At 44.7% G+C, this 26,652-nt stretch carries 20 protein-coding genes and 1 pseudogene; 5 read left to right on the top strand and 16 right to left on the bottom strand.

Annotated elements, in window-relative coordinates:
- Window positions 1-46: 46 nt before the first annotated feature.
- Entirely contained in the window at window positions 47-2,659 is a 2,613-nt protein-coding gene (locus NSQ38_RS17505; RefSeq protein ID WP_339783162.1) for a family 78 glycoside hydrolase catalytic domain, read from the bottom strand.
- A 242-nt stretch (window positions 2,660-2,901) separates the two neighbouring features.
- Between NSQ38_RS17505 and NSQ38_RS17500 the strand changes: the two genes are divergently transcribed.
- Window positions 2,902-3,786, top strand: coding sequence for an AraC family transcriptional regulator (locus tag NSQ38_RS17500; protein ID WP_339783160.1), 885 nt, complete (start codon window positions 2,902-2,904; stop codon window positions 3,784-3,786).
- Window positions 3,787-3,791: 5 nt separating this feature from the next.
- Here the strand turns inward: NSQ38_RS17500 and NSQ38_RS17495 are convergent, their stop codons facing one another.
- The 4 genes from NSQ38_RS17495 to NSQ38_RS17480 all read right to left on the bottom strand — a co-directional run bounded on the left by NSQ38_RS17495 (window position 3,792) and on the right by NSQ38_RS17480 (window position 8,946).
- Window positions 3,792-4,358, bottom strand: a complete 567-nt coding sequence (locus NSQ38_RS17495; protein ID WP_339783158.1) for a hypothetical protein — start codon at window positions 4,356-4,358, stop codon at window positions 3,792-3,794.
- 168 nt (window positions 4,359-4,526) lie between these two features.
- The gene (gene ascB / locus NSQ38_RS17490) at window positions 4,527-5,990 is read right to left on the bottom strand and encodes a 6-phospho-beta-glucosidase (protein WP_339783157.1); all 1,464 of its coding nucleotides are present in this window, start codon (window positions 5,988-5,990) and stop codon (window positions 4,527-4,529) included.
- Window positions 5,991-6,039: 49 nt separating this feature from the next.
- A complete protein-coding gene (locus tag NSQ38_RS17485; protein ID WP_339783156.1) occupies window positions 6,040-7,959 on the bottom strand; it encodes a beta-glucoside-specific PTS transporter subunit IIABC in 1,920 nt (639 codons plus the stop codon).
- Between the two features lie 132 nt (window positions 7,960-8,091).
- A complete protein-coding gene (locus tag NSQ38_RS17480) occupies window positions 8,092-8,946 on the bottom strand; it encodes a PRD domain-containing protein (protein WP_036613466.1) in 855 nt (284 codons plus the stop codon).
- Window positions 8,947-9,338: 392 nt separating this feature from the next.
- Here NSQ38_RS17480 and NSQ38_RS17475 point away from each other — a divergent pair, with 392 nt between their 5' ends.
- Complete coding sequence (locus NSQ38_RS17475) at window positions 9,339-9,836, top strand: stalk domain-containing protein (protein ID WP_339783155.1); 498 nt, start codon at window positions 9,339-9,341, stop codon at window positions 9,834-9,836.
- 34 nt (window positions 9,837-9,870) lie between these two features.
- Here NSQ38_RS17475 and NSQ38_RS17470 read toward each other — a convergent pair whose 3' ends face one another.
- The 4 genes from NSQ38_RS17470 to zwf all read right to left on the bottom strand — a co-directional run bounded on the left by NSQ38_RS17470 (window position 9,871) and on the right by zwf (window position 14,932).
- Window positions 9,871-10,974, bottom strand: coding sequence for a metallophosphoesterase (locus NSQ38_RS17470; protein ID WP_339783154.1), 1,104 nt, complete (start codon window positions 10,972-10,974; stop codon window positions 9,871-9,873).
- 244 nt (window positions 10,975-11,218) lie between these two features.
- Window positions 11,219-12,637, bottom strand: a complete 1,419-nt coding sequence (gene gndA, locus NSQ38_RS17465; RefSeq protein WP_289389573.1) for an NADP-dependent phosphogluconate dehydrogenase — start codon at window positions 12,635-12,637, stop codon at window positions 11,219-11,221.
- Between the two features lie 68 nt (window positions 12,638-12,705).
- A complete protein-coding gene (fsa, locus tag NSQ38_RS17460) occupies window positions 12,706-13,371 on the bottom strand; it encodes a fructose-6-phosphate aldolase (RefSeq protein WP_062835043.1) in 666 nt (221 codons plus the stop codon).
- A 37-nt stretch (window positions 13,372-13,408) separates the two neighbouring features.
- Window positions 13,409-14,932 carry a glucose-6-phosphate dehydrogenase gene (zwf, locus tag NSQ38_RS17455; protein ID WP_339783152.1) on the bottom strand — a complete coding sequence of 508 codons (1,524 nt, stop codon included), beginning with the start codon at window positions 14,930-14,932 and terminating at the stop codon, window positions 13,409-13,411.
- A gap of 112 nt (window positions 14,933-15,044) precedes the next feature.
- Between zwf and NSQ38_RS17450 the strand changes: the two genes are divergently transcribed.
- Window positions 15,045-15,929, top strand: a complete 885-nt coding sequence (locus NSQ38_RS17450) for a LysR family transcriptional regulator (protein ID WP_076328475.1) — start codon at window positions 15,045-15,047, stop codon at window positions 15,927-15,929.
- 98 nt (window positions 15,930-16,027) lie between these two features.
- Here the strand turns inward: NSQ38_RS17450 and NSQ38_RS17445 are convergent, their stop codons facing one another.
- From NSQ38_RS17445 to NSQ38_RS17420, 6 genes and pseudogenes are all read right to left on the bottom strand, one after another.
- The gene (locus NSQ38_RS17445; protein WP_339783150.1) at window positions 16,028-18,043 is read right to left on the bottom strand and encodes a chemotaxis protein CheA; all 2,016 of its coding nucleotides are present in this window, start codon (window positions 18,041-18,043) and stop codon (window positions 16,028-16,030) included.
- Between the two features lie 14 nt (window positions 18,044-18,057).
- Complete coding sequence (locus NSQ38_RS17440) at window positions 18,058-18,483, bottom strand: chemotaxis protein CheW (RefSeq protein ID WP_017687852.1); 426 nt, start codon at window positions 18,481-18,483, stop codon at window positions 18,058-18,060.
- Window positions 18,484-18,507: 24 nt separating this feature from the next.
- Entirely contained in the window at window positions 18,508-20,097 is a 1,590-nt protein-coding gene (locus NSQ38_RS17435; RefSeq protein ID WP_339783147.1) for a methyl-accepting chemotaxis protein, read from the bottom strand.
- Between the two features lie 549 nt (window positions 20,098-20,646).
- Window positions 20,647-21,327: a hypothetical protein gene (locus NSQ38_RS17430; RefSeq protein WP_339783145.1), complete on the bottom strand. Its 681-nt coding sequence runs from the start codon at window positions 21,325-21,327 to the stop codon at window positions 20,647-20,649.
- Window positions 21,328-21,504: 177 nt separating this feature from the next.
- The gene (locus NSQ38_RS17425; protein WP_338587415.1) at window positions 21,505-22,101 is read right to left on the bottom strand and encodes a cupin domain-containing protein; all 597 of its coding nucleotides are present in this window, start codon (window positions 22,099-22,101) and stop codon (window positions 21,505-21,507) included.
- Window positions 22,102-22,245: 144 nt separating this feature from the next.
- Window positions 22,246-22,419: pseudogene (locus NSQ38_RS17420) on the bottom strand (XRE family transcriptional regulator); the annotation flags it as partial.
- A gap of 162 nt (window positions 22,420-22,581) precedes the next feature.
- Here NSQ38_RS17420 and NSQ38_RS17415 point away from each other — a divergent pair.
- A complete protein-coding gene (locus NSQ38_RS17415; RefSeq protein ID WP_339783143.1) occupies window positions 22,582-24,120 on the top strand; it encodes a hypothetical protein in 1,539 nt (512 codons plus the stop codon).
- Between the two features lie 120 nt (window positions 24,121-24,240).
- On the opposite strand, the gene NSQ38_RS17410 is transcribed toward NSQ38_RS17415, so the two are convergent.
- Entirely contained in the window at window positions 24,241-25,803 is a 1,563-nt protein-coding gene (locus tag NSQ38_RS17410; RefSeq protein ID WP_339783142.1) for an FAD-dependent monooxygenase, read from the bottom strand.
- A 126-nt stretch (window positions 25,804-25,929) separates the two neighbouring features.
- Between NSQ38_RS17410 and NSQ38_RS17405 the strand changes: the two genes are divergently transcribed.
- Window positions 25,930-26,568 carry a TetR/AcrR family transcriptional regulator gene (locus tag NSQ38_RS17405; RefSeq protein ID WP_339783140.1) on the top strand — a complete coding sequence of 213 codons (639 nt, stop codon included), beginning with the start codon at window positions 25,930-25,932 and terminating at the stop codon, window positions 26,566-26,568.
- Window positions 26,569-26,652: the final 84 nt, after the last annotated feature.

The raw sequence follows: 26,652 nt of genomic DNA, 5'->3' as shown, positions 1-26,652 counted from the left end.
GTGTGCAGATCCTCTTCAAGTGTACCTCTTATCGCTTTTTCTATCATTATACGGACTCTGTCAATGTTGCCTCCTGAACACCCCGTTCATTCTTCGTATCCGTGTCTTTGTACGTGAATTGGTAACTCCCAGATCCAAGTGTGACTTCAACATCGTCTCCAATACTTTGAATATTCTCGACTTCACTTACCTGATCCAACGGGTTCCCTTGCTCCAGAATGATCTGTGCACCTGCTCCAGGAAGACGTACCGTACCTCTTGTGTTGGCGGGAATATGCACCCGAATCTCCATTTCACCCTCCGCCAGTCGGTGCCAGCTTGAAGCAACTTGACCATACATCGTCTCCAGACTCGCTTCTACCCAATCCAGTTCAGGTCCGGGTTGCGGCTCTATATGCACCATTCGGAATCCTGGCTGATGTTCATCGGACCGAATGCCAGCAACATAACGATACAGCCATTCTCCAATCGCACCGTACGCATAGTGGTTAAATGAGTTCATATCAGCACTCCAGAGACTTCCATCCTCTTTGATCCCATCCCAATGTTCCCAGACAGTCGTTGCGCCTTGAGTCACCTGATATAACCAGGACGGATAATCTTCTTGAAAAAGTAATGTATAAGCCAGGTCGTGAAGTCCCGCATCACTCAGTACCGGATTCAGATAAGGTGTGCCCACAAAGCCTGTAGTAAGATGATTCCCTGCCTCTCTCACAAGTTTCTCCAATTGTTCAACTGCACGAGTTCGGGCAGTGGCGTCCAGCAGGTCAAACTGGAGTGCAAGAACATGCGCTGTTTGCGTTGGAACAGCGATTTTCCCAGCTGGAGTCACGAATTCATTTCGAAACGCATGAACAATGTTTGTATGCAACTGCTTGTAATATTCAGCATCGTCTGTCTTTCCAAGTACCTCAGCCGCTTTTTGAGTTAACGCAACCGAATAGGCATAGAATGCAGTCGCCACATAGTCCGTGTCCGTTGCGCCGACATAACTATCGGGCTTGGAGTCCAGTCCCAGCCAATCGCCAAAGTGAAATCCCGTGTTCCACAGATACGGATTGTCACCCTGCACGTGAATGTATTCGACCCACCGCTTCATACTCTCATATTGCTCGGCCAGTAATCTGGCATCCCCATACATCTCATAGATGGTCCATGGACAGATGACGGCTGCATCACCCCAAGCGGCGGAGGAATGACTGGTGTCTCCCCATCCTTCTGACGTGGAACTTCTCAGATCCGGAACGAAGAAAGGAATACCGCCATCTTCTCCCTGATCCGCTTCCAGATCCCGTAGCCATTTGGTGAAGAAGGGAGCCGTATTCATCAGGTAGGAAGATGTGCGGACAAACATCTGTGCATCACCCGTCCATCCGAGCCGTTCATCCCTCTGTGGACAGTCTGTCGGCACATCCAGGAAATTCCCCTTTTGCCCCCACAATATATTGTGATGCAGTTGGTTCACCAGTGGACTGGAGCATGAGAACTGACCTGTTTGCTCCATATTTGAGTGCAGCACTATTCCGGTGAATTCATCCAGACGAACGTGTTCCGGGAAGCCAACCAGCTTCACATAGCGAAAGCCTTGGAATGTAAAATGCGGTTCAAATGTTTCCACGCCATCCCCCTTGCAGGTGTAGCGAATACACTGCTTGGCGGCGCGAAGATTATCGGTGTAAAAGTTGCCTTCATGATCCAAGATCTCAGCATGGTGCAGCTCAACCGTCTGACCCGCCTTACCTTGAATGCTGAATCTCACCCATCCCACCATATTCTGCCCCATGTCTATTACACGATCTCCCTGTGGAGTTGTCAGCAAAGCAATTGGCTGTAACTGTTCGACTTGGGTGACGGGTACGTTCTCCTGCGCAACGATGATACCTTTCGGGTGCTCCAATACGTTTACGGGTAACCAATTCACTTCAGATGAATCCGACCAATCGGACTCCATTCGTGCATCATACGTCTCCCCCATATAGATGTCCGACATACGAATGGCACTTGGAGCCGCCGTCCAATCCCCGTTAGATAAAATAGATTCCTCCGAACCATCTGCGTATTTTATGTGCAATTCCAGCAGCAATGCGGATGTTGAACCGAATATCTCCCTTTCTTTATTCCAGCCAAGATACCCTCGGTACCAGCCATCTCCCAGATTAGCACCTAATGTATTCTGTCCATCCTGAAGCAGGTGGGTAACATCATAAGTTTGATATTGTAATCGCTTACGATAAGAGGTCCAGCCAGGTGTAAAATAATCTTCTCCTACTCTTGTGTTGTTCATATGCAACTCGTATAATCCAAGTGCTGTTACATATATTCTGGCAGACGTAACAGGTTGTTTCACATTAAACTGCTTGCGCATACGTGGGCATGACGTATCTCCATCATCTGATGGTTGAGCTGTGATCCATTCTGCTTGCCACTTGTTATGACTATCCATAAGTCCCATCTCGAAAAAGGTCGTTTCGGACCAACCGGAATCACTTCCTGCATCATCCCATGCCCGAATCCGGTAGTAGTATCGCGTTCGCGGAGAAGGCTGAAAATGTTTTAATTCCACATGTATGGATTGATCCGTGCTAATCTTGCCTGAATCCCATACAATCCCATCAAAACCTTCCGTCAATGACAGCTGAATCTGGTATGCGGATTGCATGCAGTTCCGACGATCAGACTGCAACTGCCAGCTTAATCTCGGTGATTTTACATCAAGGCCTATCGGATTGATTCTATACTCACAGCGAAGGTGCCTCACGTTGAACATTAGCAGATCGTCCTTTCCATCTTGGCTTCCCATTCGGGGTTACGATATAATTATATCGATCCTGTTGCCCTAAATACCCGGTAATCAGGACTATTTCATCCGGTGATTCAGCCATTTGTGTGAGGAGGTTGCTTGTGAATTCATCTGTACAACTCATGAAAAGCGAATACTTTCTGCATAATCATCTGCAACTTTTCGTCAATCGTTGCTCTGAAGATTTTGTGCTTCCTTTTCACGCACATGATTTTATTGAGTATAGTTATGTTGCCGAAGGAAAGGGCTTTCATCATATCGGTGAAGATGTCATTCCGGTGACAAAGGGGATGCTGTTTGTTATTCCTGTCGGCGTTCCTCATGTCTTTCGTCCTGTGAGTACAAACGTAACCGAGCATCCGTTAATTCTATATAATTGCTTATTTAATGCTGAATTGATCAACACCCTGACATCCGTCATTCAGGAAAAAGAAATCATTCAACATCTGATGGATCTGGCACAAAATCAGGTTCCTTATATATCTGTTGTGGATCACAACGACCGGATTGAAGAACTAATGGTGAAGCTGTACCGTGAATCCTCCGTTCCGGGAATCGGTTCGTCTACCATGTTATACACCCTGGTGAGCCAGTTGGTATTGATGACCTACAGGCAACTTTGTCAAAAGGATCATGATGAAGAGAATCATTCCACCGGTTTTGATTACATCCTTCACTATCTCAAGCAACACGTTAGCGACCGAATCCGAATGTCTGATTTAGTACGTGTATCGGGCTTTAGCGAAAAACAGATTGGCCGAATGTTTCTGCGACATACCGGACAGACCTTTAGCAGCTACCTGCAACACCTGCGTATACAAAAAAGCTGCGAAGTTCTAAAGAGTTCACAGCACAAAATCAGCCTGATTGCCGAGCTGGTCGGATATCGGGATATGGATTCATTCTATGGTGCATTCAAAAAAATAACAGGCGAAACACCTCTCGCCTATCGCAAAAAATCCAGAGCACAGCACTCTGGACAATAAGGCTTTCAGACACCAACAACCTGTAACACTTCATCTATGTATGCCTTGGCCTCTTTCCATGAAGACATCAACGGAAAGTTGTATCGCTCACGCTCCTGTATATTCCACGGATGTGGGATACAGATGACCTTTTTGCCGTCCTCATGGGCGGGAATCAGATTATGTGCTCCATCATCAATGAGCAGATCGAATCCGAGCAAGTTTTTTCTTTTACATGTAATAAACTGTTCAGCCGTTATAAAAGGCATGTGCTGCTGAAGCCAGTTCCACTTCTCAACAACTGTTCTTGGTTCTGCTGCCGTCACAACAATAACATCATAAGCATCGTTCAGCTTTCGCATCTCATTTACTACATACTCGTCGTATAACTCCAATTCCTCGAACAGACCCGGCCGACCATAAAATACATCGTGCGTGCTCTCTGGATGACGCAAATGGGATGTATCCCAATGAATCATATCCTCATAGCGCAACGGATGGGTCGGGAAGTTGAGGTTGTTGTGATATATAGCCCGCTTGACCAGATGACATATCGTGTCATCCATATCTACAGCAATAATAGGCTTCTTCATGGTTATCCCTCCCCCAATACGATCACAGTATACCATCCAGAATGTTATGCAGTCATCTTTTTTACCTTAAAATTCCAATAGCGTTGATGAGAATTCCACCTGATTATATTAAAAAGGCGCCCCGGCGCCGTAATACCAGCTACGTCCGGGGTGCCTGTATAGGTTGATCTATTCCAAGTTCTCACCATTGGAGGCAATGACTTTTTGGTACCAGCCAAAGCTCTTTTTCTTATACCGATTCAATGTGCCTTGTCCGTTGTCATCCTGATCCACGTAGATTACGCCATAACGCTTGGACATTTCCGAAGTGGATGCACTGATGATATCAATCGCTCCCCAGTTGGTATATCCCATCAGGTCCACACCATCCATAACGGCTTCTTTCATTTGTGTAATATGTTTTCTCAGATAATCAATACGGTAATCATCGTTGATGGAACCATCTGCCTCAACCGTATCTTTCGCGCCAAGGCCGTTCTCTACCACAAACAATGGCAGTTGATAACGGTCATACAGCTCTTTCAATGCAACGCGCAGACCGATCGGATCAAGCTGCCAGCCCCATTCCGTACGCTCCAGATTCGGATTCTTAATCGTACTGTACAGGTTACCTCCAGTTACTCCATATTCCTCTGGGTTCACTGCGGACACCAAGGATGTGTAATAACTGAATGAGATGAAATCAACCGTGTGCTCACGCAGGATCTGCTCATCTCCTTGTTCCATGGCAATGGTAATCCCGTTCTCTGCCCAGTACCGAGCCATAAACGTTGGATAACTACCACGAACTTGTACATCCGTATGCAGCAGGTTGAGTTGATTATCGATCTGAGCTTGCAGCACATCCTCTGGCTTCGACGTCGCCGGGTAGTGTATCATACGCGCAAGCATACATCCGATCTGGAAGTTCGGGTTAATCTGACGTGCCTTTTCTGTTACCAGGCTGCTGGCTACAAATTGATGATGAAGTGCCTGATAAGAAGCCTGCATCGTGTTTTCAACCCGGTCTTCAATAATACCGCCACCTGTGAACGGTTCAATAATGGTTGTGTTAATCTCATTAAACGTCAACCAGTATTTGACTTTGTCCTTGTATCGGGTCATCACGGTTTCCGCATATCTTACAAAATGTCCAATCACTTCACGACCAGCCCAGCCGTTATATTTGAGGACAAGCGCCATAGGCATCTCATAATGCGAGAGGGTTACAAGCGGTTCAATATCGTATTTACGGAGTTCATCGAACACTTCGTCATAGAAGCGCAGTCCCTCTTCATTTGGCTCGGCATCATAACCATTCGGGAAAATACGCGGCCAGTTGATGGACAGACGGAATGTCTTGAAGCCCAGCTCTGCGAAGAGTGCAATATCTTCTTTGAAACGATGGTAAAAATCAATCCCGTAACGCTTCGGATAACCTTCTGCACTATGATGTGACATTGCTTTCTCAACCGTTGCACTGGTAACATGCATCAGTTCTCTAAGGTTGGTATAATCCTTTTTTTCAAAATAAGGAACCATGTCGGCTGTCGACCATCCTTTGCCACCAGCGTCAAATCCACCTTCAGCCTGGTTAGCGGCAATAGCGCCGCCCCATAGAAAACCTTCCGGGAACCCTTGTCGATTAATCATTCGTATCTCTCCTTCTTTTGTTGATATTGTTAGTCCTAAGACGGACAGTTTAGATCTCAGCTTTCAATACGTCTTCACCCATCGTGATTTCGCCCAATTTCACAGGTAGAACCTGCTTGTAATCAGCCGTATTGGTAACAACCATAGCGGTTGTGATGTCGTATTCTTTTGCAATCTCGGCCAGTTCAAATGTGAGTAACTTGTCTCCAGCCTGTACACGTGCTCCTGTAGCAACATGTGCATCAAAATACTGTCCACGCAGCTTCACCGTGTTAATTCCAACATGAATCAACAATTCCATTCCGTTATCACTGCGGACAACGATCGCATGTTTCGTTTTGAAGACATTCATGATGGTACCTGTCACTGGAGAAACCAATTCGCCCACCGTTGGAACAAATGCCACACCTTTACCCATCAATTCATCACCAAATGTTGGATCGTTGACTTCTTTGAGCGGGATGGATTTTCCTGTCATCGGTGCAACAGCTACTGCATCACTCGTTGGAGTTGGATCGCCCATGTCGTCCACATTTACGGTTGCAGCTTCGTTGGAAACAACTTTCGCTGGTGCTGTAGAAGCACCCGGTGAGAATTGAGCTAACGCCTCAGCGTCTCCTTCTTCTTCTTTGATACCAAATATCGTAGACATGATTGCACCCACGATAAAGGCCAAAATCATGCCCCCAAAGGAGTACCAGAAGGTCTGTCCGATTAGGGAAGGAAGTCCTGGGAGACCACCGTTACCCGCAAGTACATATGCTTTCGCGCCAAAAGCAAGGGCGAATCCGCCACCCACTGCACTACCAATCATCGCTGCGGCAAATGGTTTTTTATACTTCATGTTAACCCCGTACATAGCCGGCTCCGTTACACCCATGAGTGCGGTGAAGCTCGTTGACAATGCCACGGTTTTAAGTTTTTTATCTTTTGCCCGGAAGAATACGCCGAGTGTTGCACCAGCCTGACCCATATTGGAGATAAAGGTCAATGGCAAGAATTTATCAAAGCCCAGTGTAGCGATATTACTCAGAATGATTGGCACAAGTGCATAGTGCATTCCTGTCATAATAATGAGCGCCATCGCGCCGCCAAGAACAATACCTGCAATCAATCCGCCTTCATTCAGCAGCCAGTTGATGCCACCAGACAATCCGCTACCTACAAATGTACCCAATGGACCAATTGCAATCAGCGTCACTGGAACCATAACAAGCAAAGTAATCAGCGGCACAAGCAATAGCTTGAGTGCAGCAGGGATAACACGGTCAACCCATTTCTCAACATAAGACATCAACCATACTGCAAGAAGAATCGGGATAACCGATGAAGCATAACTTACTGCTGTAACCGGGATTCCCAAAAATCCAACCGATTCACCGCTAGATAACAATGCTGTCATGTCTGGATACATGAGTGCCGTACCTAGTGCAATCGCAACAAACGGGTTACTGCCGAATTTACGAGCAGCGCTGACTGCAATCAGTAAAGGCAGGTAGTGGAATACGCCGTCACCGATGGCTGAAAGAATACGATACGTATCTGTTCCGGCAGACATCCAACCTACGGACACGAATAGTGCAAGTAATCCTTTGAGCATACCTGCCGCAGTAATCGCTGGAAGCATCGGAGCAAAGACACCTGCGATTGTTTCAAAAATTTTCAGCACGACATTTTGTTTTTTATCCGATTTTGGCTCTTTGTTTTCTGTAGTTTGCTGGATTGCCGGATTTTCCTTCACCATAGCGTCGAATACTTTCGACACGTCATTACCGATAATGACCTGGAATTGATCACCGGAAACATTCGTTCCCATGACCTTATCCAATTTCTTGAGTGAGCCGTTATCAACTTTCTCGTTGTCTTTCAGATCAAAGCGCAGTCGAGTAACGCAGTGATACACCGAGTTAATATTGTTTGTTCCCCCAACGGCTTTAATGATTTCCTGCGCCGTTTCCTGATGTTTCATGATGTTTTCCTCCTCATTTTTCCAATAAAAAATACCCGAACGAATCTAGCGCATATTGATGGCGCCATCTCATTCGGGTATTGCCTGATTGAACAGTAACAAGCCCATAGGATATCCAGTTGTGATTTGATTCTATTGCGTGGACTTTTCGTCCCGCTTGGTTTTCATCAAACGTTCCAGATGGAGCGTTAGATATAACTGCTCAGAGTGAGTCATGTCATACTGATAGTTCTTATGGATAAAAGTCTCGATCTTGCCAATACATTTGAATGTCTCCGGATAGTTTTTCCGAACCACTTCATATAAATACTCCTCAGCATCATCATGTGAAGAATGGGTAATTACACGCTGACAGAAATATTTCAAATGGGTGATGAAGCGGAAATAGTTGACGCTATCTTCATCCAATTCGACGTTGAAGTGATATTTAATGATATTCATAATCTCCTGCAACAGCTGCATCAGATGGGTGACATCGTTCATGGAATCATTGACTTCCGCATTGATGAAATGTAAGGCAATATTACAGATTTCATCTTTGGGAAACTCAATATCCAGTCTTTCCTTCAGCAAGGTCAGTGCTTCTCTGGCCACATCATACTCCGCCTTATAGAAGTGCTGAACTTCCCAAGAAAGTGGATTACGAGTAATCATTCCTTTTTCCAAGCGTTGAACAGCAAAGTGAATGTGATCAGAAAGCGAGACATAGATCCCGTCACTGATGGTTTTGTTCAATTGCGTTCGTGCCAGTGTCACAATATCATCTGTTGCCTGCAGAATCTCAATCGGCACTTCAGCTACGATGGATTTGAATTTCTCATAAATCGATGCATCCTGAAGACGAAATACCTTCTCAATCCGCTCTTCATCAATCTCATCGCCTGCTTTGAACTTAAATCCGATACCCCGGCCGAGGATCAGTAGTTCCTGATTTTTGTCATCCACGGTACTGACAATATTGTTATTAAATATCTGTTTAATAATCATTATGGACCCACCTGGTTTTTTTTGAGGAATAAAAAAGGGCAAAACCAAAACAGAAATAATAAAATCATTTCCATAGTGGTTTTGCCCGCATTACCGGTAACAAGCCTCGGATATAATTTATCATAACCTGAAAACGGTGTCAACCCAAAAATACTACTACTGCGATTCCACTTCATTCCCTTACATGAGTCATTTCCCTATGCTTCCACGTTTAAGGGCACATATGTTTAAGTATTCACATGTTGATGCAGTTTCAAACGAAATATTCCCAACGACTCATCGCTTGAATTGAATGAGATTATAACTAAAGTAAATGTTTTGAAGGATTTTTCACCTTAAATAGAGAAATGATTTAATTGTAGGAAGTAATTTTAGATAAAGGGGATTTATTCGTGAGGGACAAAGTAAAAGGATTACTCATTGGTATCACAATTGGATCAATGCTTACAGGAGTTACAGCTTATGCAGCATCAGGAACGCCAATAAAAGCTTTACTACAGAAAGTAAATATTTATGTAGACGGAACAAAGAAGTTGACAGCTAATGCAATAACCTATAACAACACTACATATGTACCAGTTAGAAGTATAAGTACTGCACTCGGTGAGAACGTAGCTTTAAAGTCAAACAATCTGTACATCGGCAAACAACCATTAATTAAATTAACAGGGAATCAAGCGTTTGAACTGTTATATAAAAAAATAAAAAAAGAAATCGAAATGTATAGTCTAACTGTTGATGAGGAACCAAAAGACGGAAATTATTATGTAATGCGTTCATACTCAGACAGAGAAACATATGAAGTAACTTATGGCCTTTACTACATACACATGTACACAGGGGAAGTTTACGAATGGAACTTCAAATCCAAGAAAATGGTAAAACTATAGTTATTAAAAGGCCCTTCTTTCGAAGGGCCTTTCATTATTGTTGAAACGTCACATTAATCTGTACAATCTCCGAACGACTACTAGTACGAATTGGAGGTCCCCAGAAGCCAAATCCTGAGGTTACGATGGAGTGCATAGAACCTTTTTGCAGATAACCCCAATCATTCTCGTAAATAGCCTGTGTGATGAACTGAGCCGGTGCAATTTGACCACGGTGGGTGTGACCGGATACCACCAGATCTACATTGTTCTGTTCCGCAATATCCAGATCATACGGCTGGTGATCCATCATAAGCACCGGTTGGTTCAAGTCAGTACCTTGCATTAAAGTAGCTACTTCTGCACGATCCTTCTCTGTGCGATCTTTCCGACCAATGAGGGTGATCTTGTCATCCAAAACGATTTTGTCATCGTACAGAACTTGCATGTTGCTCTTCTCCAGCGCAGCAATCAGATCTTCAATCGGACCATCGAACTTATCGTGATTCCCGAGAGAAGCATAGACACCGTATGGAGCCTGAATGTCACTGATAATATCCGCGATTCCGCTATTGAGGTACATATCCAGATTGTCATCAATAATATCTCCAGGATACAGCACCAGATCCGGCTTCAGTGCATTAATCTCCTCTACCATGCGTTTGGCATGTGCAGGGCCAGATAGAAGTCCGAAGTGCATATCGGCAGCCATGACAATGTTGAGCTTGTCTACACCATCTACTTTTTTATCAATCTGGATATTATATGTTCTCACTACCGGGCTGTAAGCGTTGAAAATTCCATAACTCATTGTAGACACCAACAATACCAGTGTAACAACACCTGCCCATTTCTGAGTGTGATGTCTCGGGATACGGGTTAATCTCAGCAACCACATCGTCAGGTGAACGACTGGCAGGATTAGCAATAACAACGAGAAGATCGCCAGCCAGTAAGAACCGATGATACTGAGAAACGAGATACTTCCAAACACACGTGCCAAAATGAAGGAAACAGCAAGGAATACAAGCGCTATAATATAAAACCATCGAAATCTGGCGGACACGACTGGTTTCATCCAACTCCAACCACTCCAGCCTATGTAGAACACTAATAAACCGTATACGACCAAAAACAATATACCTGCTAATACAAACATGCCCGGTCTAACCTCCACGTCAATAAGTTGTATTCCGAATTTTCATCACGGATGTAGTTCCGTCTGAACAAGTATAACGTAGTTGAAGAGTCAGATCATCTGTTTGCCCAACCCAGATTCGTACATTTTATTACAATTTGATGATATTCAAATTCGAACCGTTAACGAGAAAAAGCACCCTTGCAGGTACCATGAAGTTGAATTCATGAATAACTGCAAGAATGCTATATATTCGGAACTGATATTACTCGTTAGTGTCCATCCACTGGAAGTGGAATGAACCTTCTTTGTCCACACGTTTGAATGTGTGAGCGCCGAAGTAGTCACGTTGTGCTTGCAGCAAGTTTGCTGGCAAACGCTCTGTACGGTAGCTGTCGTAGTAAGAAAGAGCGCTGGAGAAGCCAGGTACCGGAATACCTTGTTTTACAGCAGCCGCTATAACTTCACGCCATGCACCTTGATAAGACTCAACGATGTTTTGGAAGTAAGGATCCAAGAGCAAGTTTTTCAGAGCTGCATCCTTATCATAAGCTTCTTTGATATTTTGCAGGAATTGCGAACGGATGATACATCCGCCACGGAAGATCATGGCAATGTTGCCGTATTTCAGATCCCAGCCATACTCGTCGGAAGCTGCACGCATTTGGGCAAATCCTTGTGCATAGGATACGATTTTACTTGCAAACAATGCTTTACGCACGTTCTCGATGAACGCTTTTTTGTCGCCAGAGAATGCTTCAGTCGCTGGTCCATTGAGGATTTTGCTAGCTGCAACACGCTCGTCCTTCATGGCAGACAGGAAACGGGAGAATACGGATTCTGTAATCATGGACAATGGTACGCCGAGATCCAGCGCGCTTTGGCTTGTCCATTTACCTGTTCCTTTTTGTCCAGCCGCGTCCAGAATAACGTCAACCATTGGTTTGCCTGTTTCTGGATCGTATTTGGAGAAGATATCTGCCGTGATTTCGATCAGGTAGCTGTCTAGCTCCCCTTGATTCCACTCGGTGAAGATCTCATGTAACTCTTCAACGGAAACGTTCAATACGGATTTGAGCAAGTGATAAGCTTCACCAATCAACTGCATATCTCCGTACTCGATACCGTTATGCACCATTTTCACATAGTGTCCGGCACCGTCTGGTCCGATATATGTGCTGCAAGCGTCATCGCCAACTTTGGCAGAGATCGCTGTCAGGATCGGTTCTACCAACTGATAAGCACTTTCCTGACCGCCTGGCATGATTGCCGGGCCTTTCAGGGCGCCTTCTTCACCACCGGATACACCTGCTCCGATGAAGCGGAAACCTTTTTCTTCCAGTTCTTTACTGCGACGTTGTGTGTCAGGGAAGTAAGCATTACCTCCATCGATAATAATGTCGCCTTGATCCAGATGAGGAAGCAGTTGCTCGATCGTTGCATCTGTTGCTTTACCTGCTTGCACCATGATCAGAATTTTACGCGGAGATTCCAGGGATTCCACGAATTCTTCAATAGTGAACGCACCTGTCAGGTTTTTACCTTCTGCTTCTTTCAGAAGATCGTTCGTTTTCTCAGGGGAACGGTTAAATACCGATACCGAGAAACCTTTGCTTTCAATATTCAAAGCCAGGTTTTTACCCATTACTGCCAATCCAATAACACCAATCTGTTGTTTACTCATTATGTCCTCCCAATGCTCCATGATTTATATAGTTTTATTTTAATCTGAAACGAATATATGTTCAGTGATTATTGTACTGTTTTTTTCCAGTCCGCTGCAAATTTGTCCATACCTTGATCTGTCAGCGGGTGTTTGGAGATCTGTTCAATGACGGAGAATGGAACAGTTGCAATATGTGCTCCAGCCATCGCTACACGTGTAACGTGATCCGGATGTCTTACAGAAGCCGCAATAATCTGTGCATCCAGGTTATGTGTACGGAACAATTCAGCAATTTTGGTAACCAATTGTACGCCATCTTCGGAGATATCATCAAGACGTCCCAGGAATGGAGATACATATGTCGCACCAGCACGAGCAGCCAGAAGCGCCTGGTTCACAGTGAAGATCAACGTTACGTTGGTTTTCACGCCTTTTTTGGTCAAGTAACGGCAAGCTTCAAGTCCTGCAAGTGTCATTGGCAATTTGATCGTGATGTTTTTGTCACTGTTGTTAATTTTGATCAATTCTTCTGCTTGCGCGATCATTTCTTCAGCAGTAAGGGCATCTGGTGTCACTTCCGCAGAAACGGACTCCACTTCAGGTACCAAACGCAAGATTTCTTCAATACGATCTTCGAATTTTACGCCTTCTTTGGCTACCAAAGATGGGTTTGTTGTTACGCCAGACAATACGCCGATTTTGTATGCTTTTTGGATATCTTCCACGTTAGCTGTATCGATAAAAAATTTCATGATTAAATTACCTCCAGATATATTTTTTTATTTTGGTTTAGAGATTTGCATTAACCGCCAAGGGTATGCTATTTGTAACTACAGACTCCTGATCCGCCGGCTCATCAAACCACCAGTGGTGACCATCTTCTTCAAGCATAACATCTGATTCAGCCGGTCCATAACTACCCGCAGGATACAGGTGAAGTGGCAAGAGATTTTCCTGGAATGCATCCAGAATTGGCTGCACCCATGCCCAGGACAATTCTACTTCATCCCAGTGGGCAAAGAATGTTGGATCACCCAGCAAAGCATCACGAATCAGATTCTCGTAAGCTTCCGCGAGGTCACCTTTATCCGGAGAAAGATCTATATGAACCGGTTTGAATTCACCTTTATTCTCAGGATCACTTGCATTCAGTTGCAAAGTCATGCTCTGATCCGGACTCATCTCAATGACGAGAAGGTTTGGTTTGGAACCCTTGTTTTTCAGCACATTTGTCTGTCCAGAAGGTTCTTTGAATTCAATCACGATACGTGTTGATTTCTCCTTCATTCTTTTACCCGTGCGAATGTAAAACGGAACACCACGCCAGAAGAAATCATCAATTTGCAATTTGGCAGCAATGAATGTGTCATTCATCGTATTCTCGGCTACACCCGGTTCAGCCGTATAAGCATTTACCGGTTTACCTTGAATGTTACCTGCTGCATACTGTCCACGGATGATGTTTGCGCCCACAGTTTGTTTTTGTAACGGCTGGATCGATTCCATAATGTGCTTTTTCTTCAATCCAACTTTTTCGGAAGTACTGTTATATGGAAGCTGGATCGCCATCATCATGAGCAATTGCAACATATGATTCTGGAACATGTCTCGCACTGCACCAACATGATCATAATAGGATGCACGTTCTTCGACACCTACAGTCTCATTCGCCGTAATTTGCACATTGGAGATGTAACGGTTGTTCCATAACGCCTTCATGATTGGGTTACTCTGATGCAACGTCTCCAGGCGCTGTACCATCGGTTTGCCCAAATAATGGTCAATCCGATAAATCTCTTCCTCCGTGAACGATTCGCTTAATTTGCGATTAAGGTCTCGGGCGGATTGTAGATCGTGACCAAATGGCTTCTCGATGACGAGGCGTTTCCAGCCCTCTGTGGAACCCAGCCCACTTTCTTGAATATTCTCGGCAATCGGTTCGAAAAATTCCGGACCAACCGAGAGATAAAACAAGCGATTGGACGGAATGCCAAGCTCAGCTTCTCTTTGTTCAACTAATCCCAACAGCTTTATATAATCTTCCTTATGGCTTATATTCAATACACTGTAGCGAAAAGCTTTCACAAATGACTTCACAACTTCAGGATCAGCCTGGCGTCTGGAAAATTCATGTAATGATTTTTCCACTTGAGCCTGAAAGAATTCATCAGACCACTCTCTACGCCCCAGACCAATCAATGAGAAGGTTTCAGGAAGCTTCTGCTCAAGATATAAGTTATATAAGGCAGGATATATTTTTCTTTTGGCTAAATCGCCAGTAGCACCAAATAAAACAATGGTAGTTGGTTCCATCTCACCGTTCTCCTTCCAAGTAACTCTGGTTTCTTTGTTGTAGTTACACTATAATACGTTTTATAGCTATACAAGTAATTAATATATTTCACAGGAGCTATAGACCACATCTATGACAACAAATTACGAACTATATAAAGTCTTTTATTGGGCCGCCAAAACGGGAAGTTTGACACAGGCTGCGAAAGCACTGTATATCACTCAACCCAGCGTCAGTCATGCCATTAAGCAATTGGAAGAGAGCTTTGGTCTCACCTTGTTTTATCGAAATTCCAAGGGTGTAGCGCTGACACAGGAAGGTGCCAGTCTGTACTCCTATATTGAACAATCCCAGATTCTGATCTCACTTGCGGAAGAAAAAATGGCCGCACTGAAGAATCTCGACAATGGTGAACTCCGGATTGGTGGCAGTGACTCCCTGTTCAAACATTACATGCTGGCGTATCTAGAGGAATTCCACACCTTGTACCCTAACATCAAGCTACATCTGAGTCATGGAACTACGCCGGAAGTCATCACCTTTCTGAAAGAAGGCAAGATCGATCTTGGTGTTGTTCGCATGCCCATTGTTGATCCACAGCTCGAAGTGAGAGAAAGCATTCAGTTGAAGGACTGTTTTGTAGCTGGGGAACGTTATGCTCAGTTGAAGGGTAAAGTCATGACACTTGAGATGCTTCTGGAGCATCAACTGATCCTCTTCTCCCGGAACAGCCGGGTTCGGATGGCTATAACCGAGTTGTTTAACAGCTATAATTACACGTTGAAACCTGAGATTGAGGTTGGTAGCGTTGATCTGTTGATTGAGTTTGCGCGTCGAGGACTGGGGATTTCCTATGTCACACGTGAGTTCATCTCCAAAGAGCTGGAGGAAGGTTCTCTCTTCGAAATTCAGCTTGATGTTCCGCTCCCCCCTTCCCACGTGGGAATTATGACCAAACGCAATATGCCAATTTCTCTGGCAGCCAACCGGTTCATGGATCTCATTTTCAAAGCCTGAGTGTCCTCAATGTCAAAAGGTACAACAAAGAGCCCCACCGTCCAGTTATGGATGATGAGGCTCTTTGGCCTGCATAAAAATTTGTGTTTATCTAACGATTAAAGACTCACCAGATAGGACGCGTCCAATATAAGGGCAACCTTACCATTACCGAGAATCGTTGCGCCAGAAAGATGGTTCATCGCTCCCAGATACGTACCTAGCGTCTTAATAACGACTTCCTGATTTCCTATAATCTCATCTACTGCGTATGCTGCAATTTTGTCAACGGAACGCACGATCACCAGTGGAATGGTTTTGGATTTACGGTCCGTTCGTGGATAGTTGAGCCTGTCGCACAGTCGGTGAAAAGGTACAATTCGTCCATGATTCAGGATCGCTTGTTGCCCCTGAATCATCTGAATATCTTCAGGTGAAATTCGAACAATCTCAGCAACATTATACATTGGCAAAATCAACACACGGCCCGATACTTTAACTAACAGACCTTTAATAATCGCCAATGTGAGTGGTAGACGAATCGTAAACGTGGTGCCAACACCAACCTCCGTATCAATATCAATGATACCGTTGAGCCGCCCGATCTGGCTACGCACGATGTCCATTCCAACGCCCCGCCCCGATACTTCACTGACAGAAGAAGCTGTGGAGAAACCAGGCTCAAATATGAGATGTACAGCTTCCTGTGTTGTTAGTCGTGCAGCCTGTTCCTCACTAATGATACCTTTGCCCAAGGCGGAAGTTTTGATCTTCTCACCATCGATACCTTTACCATCATCTGAATAACGAATGACAACATGATTTTCTTCATGAAACGAAGTTAATGTAATACGTCCTTTGGACGGCTTACCGTGCTCCGCCCGAACCTCTGCACTTTCAATGCCATGATCTGCACTGTTGCGGATGAGATGGATCAGCGGGTCACTCAATTCTTCAATAATCATCCGGTCAAGCTCAGTCTCTCCACCTTGAATAACCAGTTCCAGATCCTTACCCAGCTTCTGCGATAGGTCACGAACCAATCTCGGGAAGCGACTAAGTAGTTGATCAATGGGTAACATCCGTGTCTTCATGACACCTTCTTGAAGCTCTTTGATCACCCTGCCCATATGATCAGATACACCACTTATACTCTGGATGAGTGAGGAAGGTTCCTTACGTGCACCCGATCCACTAAGATCTGCGAGGGATGTCTGATCGATTAAAAGCTCTCCAACCAAATTCATCAAATGATCCAGACGTTCAACACTCACGCGAACCGTAGGTTGAGCCGTTTTCACTTTCTCTTCCGGACCCGTTGTAGCTGTGGTAGTCACGCTTGGTTTCGTTTGCTCTGTTTCAGAGATTAATTCAAGTGGTGCAGAAGTCGCTGCAACCTCATTGGATTCCAGCAGATATGGTTCAATCTCCAGCATATGAATATCCGAGTCTGAAGACAGCTCTGTCTTAAGCTGCTGTGGGTCCTTCGACGTTGCTACGATGATGATGAACTGACCATAATGATCATCTTCATTCTGCGCGCCCGGTTGGCTCTCCATGAGAGAAGTTGCAACAACCGTACCACATATGTCCTCAATGCGTTGTCGTAAAATATGATATCTGGCCGCTTTCATCATGCACTTCTGCTCTAGCACAATATGAATGGACAATAGTTGCTTGCCTGACACAATAGCTACCTGTGCCACAATCGATTCCGCTGGTTGCAATTGAGGTGTTACAAGTTTTCCGACGATTGCCGGGGTTTGAATTAGATCTTTTATTTCTCGAACTACCGCTCGAAAGTCTCCATAGGCTTCCCCACGGATGTACTGATCACGAAGCACCTTCATGGCGTCCAAAGAGCGGAATAACGTATCAATTAGCTCCGAAGTCATCTCTGGTTTCTTCTCCCGGACCCATTCAAGAGCATACTCCACTTCATGCGTGAGGTCGCTTAATTCACGAAAATCCATTGTGGATGCCGATCCCTTGATGGTATGGGCTGCCCGAAACAGCGTCTGAACCAGTTCTACAGAAGGCGAAAGCTCCAATGCCAATAAAGACTGATCCATACGTTCCAATTGATCATTCAGTTCTTCGATAAAGATGTCACGGTAGGCAGACAAATCCATCATTCGTATATCCCTCCCTAACCGCCCAATATTTCGTCCAGTTTCAAAATGCCCACAAGCTTGTCTTCCTGTTGACCGACACCATGGAATAAACCTTCACGGTTACGACCATATCCGCCGGTTGGCGGATGTATTTCCGAATATGTGGTTACCTTGTTTACTCGATCCACGATCAAGCCAATATATTCTTCCTGATGTCGAACTACGATAATACGAGTCGCTCTGGTGTCCGGTTCATCCGGCATACCCAGCAGGTTCCGCAGACTCATTACACATACAACCTTGCCACGCAGATTAACTACCCCTTTGATCTCTGGGCGGCTGAATGGGATATCTGTGATGCTGAGCATTTTAATGATTTCGTGAATTTCTTCGATTCGAATGGCGCAGGTCTCTGCACCTACAGACAGTTCAATATATTGTTCCTTCTGAAGTGAAGACATCGATTCACCCTCAATTCAATTGGTTTATTGGGTTTTGAAGGCAGACGCTGAATTCGCCAGCTCTTCAGCAAGATGTGCCAGAGACTGGCAGGTTGCCGCCGTCTCTTCCGATGCAGCCGCGGATTCCTCACTGGAAGCCGAGATGGATTCAACAGAGCTCATCACCTCTGCGGCTTGGGCTGCTTCTTCTTCACATGCAGCAGCAATTTCGTTTACTTTCTGTGAAGAGTTATTGACCATATCAATGATCTGATCAAACGCCTGGCCAGTCATGGAAGACTGCTCAACACTTGCTGCTACGGCTTGCACACTTTGTCTCGTATTTTCCTGCATTGCTTTGATGATGGCTGTAATTTCTTTGGTTGCCTCACCACTTCGTTCTGCAAGTTTCCGGACTTCATCTGCTACTACGGCGAATCCTCGTCCTTGTTCTCCCGCACGTGCCGCTTCAATCGCAGCATTCAGCGCGAGCAGATTGGTCTGCTCAGCGATATCGTCAATCACTTCGATGATGTCACCAATTTTACGAGAATCATCTTCAAGCTTGGTCATTTTTGTATTAACAGCTTGCATACCTTCCAATGAAGTCTGTACAACAAGTCCACCTTCACGGGCAGTCTTCACGGTATCGTTGGACAACTCAGCAGCTTCTTCCGCACTTGCAGCGACAGAGTTAATGGCAAGCGAAAGCTCCTTGAACAATTCGGAGATGTTTCCTGCCTCACTGGATTGGCTTGTGCTGGTGCTTGCAATTTCCTGTGTGCTAGCTGAGATCTGTTCCGAAGAAGCGGCAACACTTTGAGAGTTCATCACGATATTGTTGATTAACTCTTTCAGGTTGTCGACCATACGATTCAATGCCGCAGCCAGTTGACCCACTTCGTCTTTGCTAGAGATGTCTGATTTAAGGGTCAGATTTCCGTTGGCAACTTCCGTAGCTAGACCCAGCATGGCCATGAGTGGCTTCGAAATGGAGCGAGAGATTATGTATCCAATGAGGACACTGAAGAGTACGGATGCAACGACCATAACAATTGTTACTGCAAAGGAAGTTGTGTAGGCTTCTTCAGACTTCGTGTTAGCCTGATCTGCCAATGTTACATTGAGATCCACCAAGTCTGCGAGTGTTTTTACAACCTCATCACCCGGAGGTTTCAATGTTGATTTCAGGAATGTAATGAAAGCTGCATCATCATCTGATACCGCCATAGTGACGCCTTGATCATAAAGTTTCATATAGCTGGTATATTGGGTATCTAACTTACGAAGCAATTCCGCTTCTTCCGGGGTAGTAGCAAGAGGACGATACGTAGCAAGTCGCTCCTCCATGGATTGACGAATTGTAGCGATATTTTCCGTAACTCTGGTCTGTTCTGCTGCTACCGTTTCATAATTCAAATCTCGCACGTTAACTCGCAATCTCTGATAATCAACCTGAGCTGAGGACAGTTCCCTAACTGAGATCAGATTGTTGTTATACATCTCTTGCATTCGTTCATTTGTACTTCTCAATGTTACTACCGAGTAGACGCCAAGCGACGCGAGGATTATCGACACAATTAAAAATGCTGAGATAATCTTTGTTGCTGTTTTCAAGTTTCCAAACCACTTCATGTAATCTCCTCCTAGGCATCGTAGTGTCCAGTTATGTATATAACGCTTAGTAAACCCTTCTCTAGGTCGCGCTCCAGACAACTTACGATCTATTTCGACATAAATATATTAAAACTGAATAGGAAATTTTTATTTCTATAAATTTGCACTATTATGAATTTTTATTTCAGATATAAAGAAACTTCTTTTTAATATAATTTATACTTTTTACCTATTAAATTTCTTTTTCCACTTACATATATATGTATAATCTACATTCTGCATTGATTTGCAAATACATCTCCATACAAAATTTCATGTGATATGATTTTCTTATATTTACATAAGAAGTTGTATAGTTCTTACGTCTAACAAATATCATTTTCCATGCGTAAAAATTATGTATTTTGCTGCACATACTCAACATTTCAAGACTTAAGTCTAATAAATCCTTACTCATACTGAGTCCATTTTCCCATAAAAAAAAACCAAACCCGAATTAACAAAGTTTGGTTTTGAAGCGAAAAAACACACTTTAAATTAACATAAAACCCGTTTAAAACTAATTACTTATGTGTTATATAGCTGCTCCAGTTCTATTAAGCGGTCCTTAATCCTATGCGGAATAATATCAAACAGGTTATCCCACGTCATGAACATCTCCGGTTTTAGTAAATATTCTTCGAACTCCATGGTAGGTACAAACGCTTTGGTCTGCAGATAACGCTCCACCTGAGCATCGATCAGTTCATTCGTTTCAAAATAACCTTGAAACAACTCATTCACAAGTAGCCCATCACATCCAGCTTCGGCACCTGCTGCACTATACAGGTTTGGCAATAACTCAAATACAACTGGAAGTGGTGAGAAAGCATGTTTGCCTGGCTGCGAGTACAGACATACATGATGTCCAACCACATTGACCCGTTCCTTCAACAATCCGCGTAGCACCTTCCCATGAAAGCTGGCTTCACAGTCTACTACCTCTCCATCATGACCCACATAAACCCATACATGCTCCATTTCATACAAATGTCCAATCTCATAATCCCACCAGATTGCATATTCAATTACATATTGTACTGCCTCGGTCGGAAACTTAATGTCCCTTCTGAACGATGGTGAAGGCCCAGATTGATGCAACACAGAAATGCCAACAAAATCAGGATAAAAGGGTTCGGCTCTGTCAAACATCAAGATAGGTGCATAACTCATTGCAATTTCAAGCGTTTTCAGTTCTGACATGTTCATTCATGAGTCCTCCGTTTTTGTTGGATGTTCATACTATACTAACAGAGAACGGAACACACTGACTCAGGCATTTTGAATTTTTATCGTAAGATTATTGCATCGACACATCAAAAAACCTGCAACTGTTATTCTCCAGTTACAGGCTCTGTACTTTGATAATGAATAAGGAATTTTGAATTAAGACTTCAGCTTACTGGATGGTGACACGGACGTCTTGGAAGGGGAAGTCGATTGATCAGAGACCTGCGTATCACATCCTATTGGAGGGCCCAGAATCGCATCATTTTTAATGGACGCAACGGCTCTGGCATACGCCTCTTCATCCAAACAGTACGCGCGGTGAGCCACCTCCGGCGGTGTAGCTGCCAAGAAATCCGCTCCAAACACAATATCAGGCGTTGGTTGATCAAAGATAGTTAATACATATACATCATCTGTCTCAGCGACAAACCAGTGAAACCAGCCTTTCGGAAATACCACGACCTGCCCTGGTTTCAGACGATATGTCAATCGTTCACGCGTAAACGGATTGAAGACTGACGCTGTAATTTCACCGGTGATGACCACAACCATCTCCGTGACATTGGTGTGCCAGTGCGGCTGCACAATAATTCCTTTGCTTAAGTACACGTTGAAGAAACCATTCGCAATGGTCGGCAGCTGTTCTCCAAACAACTGGGTTACATAGTTGCGTGAATCCCTCTGATAATTGACAACCGCATTGGAATCGGCTGCCAGCGGAACATTCGGGGCTTGTAAAATCGGATTCATCATACGATCATTTCTCCTCCTTGGGCATACATCTCATTGTTGTACTGTATGCCGGAGAATAGAAAGATAATACCGTTGACACATGTTATATATTGTTTTAATCCTGAACTTTAGGTTTCTTAGAATCATGTATAAACGAATTAGACACGTGTAGTAAGTTGCACTTACACCAGCCAATACCGCTACTTCTTCCCGCCGTAGACCAGGTGTTCTTCGCTGTCCATAAGATCCTGACAATCCAACCTGTTCCGGTTGAATGCGGCTTCTCCGTGATTTCAAGAACTCACCCAGTTTTTTGTTACGGCTCATACTTGTATCCATAAACATCGTTCCTTTTTATAAAAGTATTCAAGCCTGTTCGCCCCTATCCCGAAATGGTAGTCTCTGAATGACTTTGATATAATTCATCTATTATTAGTTCTGCAGAATACTTGGTTTACAAGTAGCTTAGCATCGATTGGTGCAGAACGAAAGGAGCGTAACATGATCCCCAATGTTGGAGATGTGTACTGCGTGTACGTCGAAAAATTACAACAATATACAGCCTGCCAGGTGATTGGACTGAAAGAAACGGAGGGTAAAACTTCCGACACGCTTGCCTCCGTCCTTCAGTTGGATTGGACCGGTGATCAACTGCCTAATGAGATGCAGCTTCATCAGATGAAACCGTTGATCTGTAATTTCTATTTCTGGAATGAACGACTTGTCCATAGTTTCGTGAGTGCTAATGTTCCTTCACAGTATGTGCTTGCAGGCAATATCCCTCCTCCCTACACCGAGGAAACAAATACGTATGGTGGAGGCTGGCCGATCGGAGAAAGTCTCTATCTCCAGCGTGAATGGGAAGGTATCGATGCGATCCGAAGAGCGCAGTTCAAACAAGCTGCGGATGATGACAAAGAAGTCATGGTTGGCAATCGTGTAATGCGGCGCAGTACGAGCACACTCCGCGATTTCAGGCCTACATCTGCGGAAGATGTAGCCGAACTCGCAAAGCTACCTTGCCTGACACATATTGAAATGGATGGATATACGGAATCGATCTTTCCATTTATAGAGGACAACCCGTTCATTAATGAACTTCATATCATACATCATGGTCAAACGATACTCGATATCAGCAGCAGTCACCTGACCAAACTTATTGTGGATGTCAGCGGGTTGAAGGAGTTAATTTTGAACACAAAGATGAAAAGTCTGAATTTCACAGGAGAGTTATCTCCTGATCTGCGTATCGTGGCTTATGAAGACGGTAAATGCATCACTCTCAATGTTCCATCGGGCCTGCCACAGGTTACGGGCATCTCACGGCTTGAAGGTCTGTATATCAGAGATATCACGGAGCTCAATCTGGAGCCACTTGTGCAGTATTATCCTGAGCTTTCAGAGTTGCGATTGTGGGGTAAACCCGGCAATGTATCCCATATAGAATCGATTCAGCATTTGGCAAATTTGCAAACCTTCACTACATACGACCTGTTCGGCTTCAAAGGTGAACAATTCCCTGATCCAGAGCAACTTCCAAAATTGGCTACGCTGTGGCTAACCAGCCTGCCTGCCGATGCAGCCAAATCGATTAAAACAAGATATAAAAAATCTGCTGCTGCCGGACATGATATAGAGATCACCAAAGCACGCAAACCGGAATGGCTTGCGGAGAACCTGAACAATCCATTTCGGGATTGGGATGGACGGGACCACATCAAGGCAGCTCACGCCAAAAAAGCAGCTCAATTGTACAAGCAGTGCTCGAAGGAAATCCGTCACTTAAGTCAAGATTTTAATAATCAGGAAGCTATGCACAAACAACTCGTCTCCATGGTTGAGAACTATACACAGACCTTCAACAAGATGGATGCCAAGACCGGCTTTATTGAAACTGTTGAGCGGGAAGAGATTTATGTTGTTCTAACGGAGTTACTGAATCAGCTACAACAGAATTTGGAACTGCGTCAAGATGATTTGATTAAGGTCAATCACGAGGAATTATATGAGGTATTTGATCGTTTGAGGGATTTCTAGGCTACACAAAAAGGGTCCTGTTATGAAAATGGCAGGACCCTTTTTTGCATGAATAGAATTTCTTACACTCTATTTTCAATAAGATGACGTGACTCGCGCAGAACCTTGGGTCGCTCGATCCTATGATAAGCCACACAATTTCAAGTAATTCAGGATCGATGCGGTATCATCAATGGAGGTGCGCAGGGCAATGTAACCGTCAGGACGAATCAATACAAGTTCTTTACTTGCGACATCGTAAACTCGATAGGCATTCCCTGCAGTGTCTATTATACCTTCCGCCCCCTCCACCTTAGATGGAAGGATATAATGCAAATGGAGTGCATCGTTGGTGAAGTTCTTCAGAGAAGGATCAATGTTGTTTGCAAAAGCCAAAAGCGTCCAGTGTGGGCCGCGCAAGAGGTCAAAGACACTTCCTGCAAACCCGGTGCCTTGTAGTCCAGTAGCATTAGGAGCACGATCTCCAGGAAGTAAACGGGTAGCATTTGTTCGAGCAGACGGATGGGTAAGCGAACTTGAACGATAGGAAATGAGAAGCCCGCTCGTCAGATCGTCGGATATGGTGCTCAAGGATTGGGACAACCCTCCGCCTTCAGTCGCCGTTCTTATAACGCCTCCCATCTTCTTAGTGCTGTCTTTGAGCACGGCCTGAGCCACTGGGCGGCGCTCCTCATCGTAGGTGTCGAGTAAGGCGGTGTCTGCTCCGTGTATGACAGCCGCCAGCTTCCAGCCGAGGTTGTATGCGTCCTGTATTCCCGTATTCATGCCTTGACCACCGGCCGGCGAATGAACATGAGCAGCATCACCGGCAAGAAAGACCCGGTTGTTTCGGTAACATTCAACCATACGAACGTTGACCCGGTAGATGGACAACCAAAAAGCATCCGTAAGCCGAACACGTCCGGCCCCGGCGCGCTGGTCAAACATGGCTTGATACACCTCTAGCGACGGTTGCTCTGGTTCATCAATGTCTGCCGGAATTGTAGCCTGCAGTTGCCAAATATCGGATTTTGGTAGCGGCGTCACCCCGATCATCCCCTCCGAAGAAGTCCAGATATGGATATGGTCACGATCTAACCCTTCCAATCGTACATCGCCAAGATACCATCGCTCATGATCATGTGTTTCCCCAACCAACGGTAAGTGTATAAATTTGCGGATATTGCTTTTGCCCCCGTCAGCGCCGACTACATAACGAGCACGAATTTGCTCTTCTCCTTGTGCTGTATTCAACGTTACCGATACACCATCCACATCCTGAACAAGCCCTACAGCTTCCATGCCCAACTCAACTTGACCGCCAAGCACTGCATATCGGTCGCGCAACGCTTTTTCCACATCAAATTGAGCAATCCAGACCGGATCACGATAGGGTGTCTCAAGTTCGGCGCTGGCTGCAACGGTAATAGTCGGCTTGTCCACACTTCTGCCATCTGCGGTATAATAACGAACAGGCAAGTCCACAACACCTGTATCAACAATGTAGTGAACGGCTTCCAAATCATCGATGACTTCAAGCGAGCGAGGCTGGATTCCTTTGGCGCGAGATGCAACGTTATACACGGTGCTTCGTTCAATAATACGATGGTTGACGTTTCGACGGGCAAGGTCGCAGGCAAGTGTAAGCCCTGTGGGTCCGGCCCCGACAATGAGAACATCAACAACAGACGGTATGGTATTCATGAATAAAAACCTCCTTGATCATTGATTTGATACGCTACATTTGTTACACTACACCGTACAGTGTAGTTTGTAAAGCAGGACTCTAATCCATTTCTGAAATACACATATAAGGGGGAAAACGTAAGAATGGATCATACGCAAAACAAGAAAATCCGCAAAGGCTCTTCAGACAAACGAGCTAAAATTATTGCGGCGGCACGAGATCTGTTTCTTTCGGAAGGGTTTGATCGTTCCAGTGTCGATGCGGTCGCAACTAAAGCGGGAGTTTCCAAACGGACAGTTTATGATTATTATGGGGACAAACAGAACCTACTGCTTGCCGTTGTGGGAGAATCCAGTTCGGCGGTTCTCGTCATGATTGAGCAAGGGATTTCAGACCACCTCTTGAAATTCGAAGATCTTGAGCAGGCACTCATCTTATTTTGTGAACAAATCATAGCTTCTGCAAACGGTTCGTCCGATTACAAGGCTTTGATCCGTCTGGTTATGGTGGAAGCTGCCAACCTGTCAGACTCGTTTTTTGAAAGGCTGGATAACGCAACTGAAGAGGGGATTATCAGGAGGTTTACAGAATTTGGACAAAACGGACTGCTCGATGTGATTGATCCTAAAATGGCTGCAAAGCACTTCGCTGCATTAACGTTTTTATTGGTATTTAATCAACCGGGAAAAATCGGGACATTAGAGGAGGAGCAAACTAAACGTATCATCACTGAAGGCGTACGCGTCTTTCTTTGCGCTTATGCCCCACAACGTAAGTCTTAAAATCGCCATTGTAAATGCCTTTTCTTTTTCCGGATAAATTCCATAATCTAATCGATCTGCGACTTTATTATCAATGGTAAACGC

Origin of the sequence: Paenibacillus sp. FSL R7-0313 (assembly GCF_037969885.1) — a bacterium.
Taxonomy (GTDB): domain Bacteria; phylum Bacillota; class Bacilli; order Paenibacillales; family Paenibacillaceae; genus Paenibacillus.
Note: the sequence above shows the minus strand (reverse complement) of the source record. Positions and strands in the feature narration are given on the sequence as shown.

Excerpts from the sequence above, each read along its gene's own strand:
- NSQ38_RS17435 (WP_339783147.1), bottom strand. The coding sequence starts at position 20,097 with ATGAAGTGGTTTGGAAACTTGAAAACAGCAACAAAGATTATCTCAGCA.
- NSQ38_RS17470 (WP_339783154.1), bottom strand. The coding sequence starts at position 10,974 with ATGTTTGTATTAGCAGGTATATTGTTTTTGGTCGTATACGGTTTATTA.
- ascB (WP_339783157.1), bottom strand. The coding sequence starts at position 5,990 with ATGATTAATCGACAAGGGTTCCCGGAAGGTTTTCTATGGGGCGGCGCT.
- NSQ38_RS17505 (WP_339783162.1), bottom strand. The coding sequence starts at position 2,659 with ATGCAATCCGCATACCAGATTCAGCTGTCATTGACGGAAGGTTTTGAT.
- NSQ38_RS17405 (WP_339783140.1), top strand. The coding sequence starts at position 25,930 with ATGGATCATACGCAAAACAAGAAAATCCGCAAAGGCTCTTCAGACAAA.
- gndA (WP_289389573.1), bottom strand. The coding sequence starts at position 12,637 with ATGAGTAAACAACAGATTGGTGTTATTGGATTGGCAGTAATGGGTAAA.
- NSQ38_RS17445 (WP_339783150.1), bottom strand. The coding sequence starts at position 18,043 with ATGATGGATTTGTCTGCCTACCGTGACATCTTTATCGAAGAACTGAAT.
- NSQ38_RS17415 (WP_339783143.1), top strand. The coding sequence starts at position 22,582 with ATGATCCCCAATGTTGGAGATGTGTACTGCGTGTACGTCGAAAAATTA.
- zwf (WP_339783152.1), bottom strand. The coding sequence starts at position 14,932 with ATGGAACCAACTACCATTGTTTTATTTGGTGCTACTGGCGATTTAGCC.
- NSQ38_RS17485 (WP_339783156.1), bottom strand. The coding sequence starts at position 7,959 with ATGAAACATCAGGAAACGGCGCAGGAAATCATTAAAGCCGTTGGGGGA.
- NSQ38_RS17450 (WP_076328475.1), top strand. The coding sequence starts at position 15,045 with ATGACAACAAATTACGAACTATATAAAGTCTTTTATTGGGCCGCCAAA.
- NSQ38_RS17495 (WP_339783158.1), bottom strand. The coding sequence starts at position 4,358 with ATGAAGAAGCCTATTATTGCTGTAGATATGGATGACACGATATGTCAT.
- NSQ38_RS17410 (WP_339783142.1), bottom strand. The coding sequence starts at position 25,803 with ATGAATACCATACCGTCTGTTGTTGATGTTCTCATTGTCGGGGCCGGA.
- fsa (WP_062835043.1), bottom strand. The coding sequence starts at position 13,371 with ATGAAATTTTTTATCGATACAGCTAACGTGGAAGATATCCAAAAAGCA.
- NSQ38_RS17425 (WP_338587415.1), bottom strand. The coding sequence starts at position 22,101 with ATGATGAATCCGATTTTACAAGCCCCGAATGTTCCGCTGGCAGCCGAT.
- NSQ38_RS17440 (WP_017687852.1), bottom strand. The coding sequence starts at position 18,483 with ATGTCTTCACTTCAGAAGGAACAATATATTGAACTGTCTGTAGGTGCA.
- NSQ38_RS17480 (WP_036613466.1), bottom strand. The coding sequence starts at position 8,946 with ATGATTATTAAACAGATATTTAATAACAATATTGTCAGTACCGTGGAT.
- NSQ38_RS17430 (WP_339783145.1), bottom strand. The coding sequence starts at position 21,327 with ATGAACATGTCAGAACTGAAAACGCTTGAAATTGCAATGAGTTATGCA.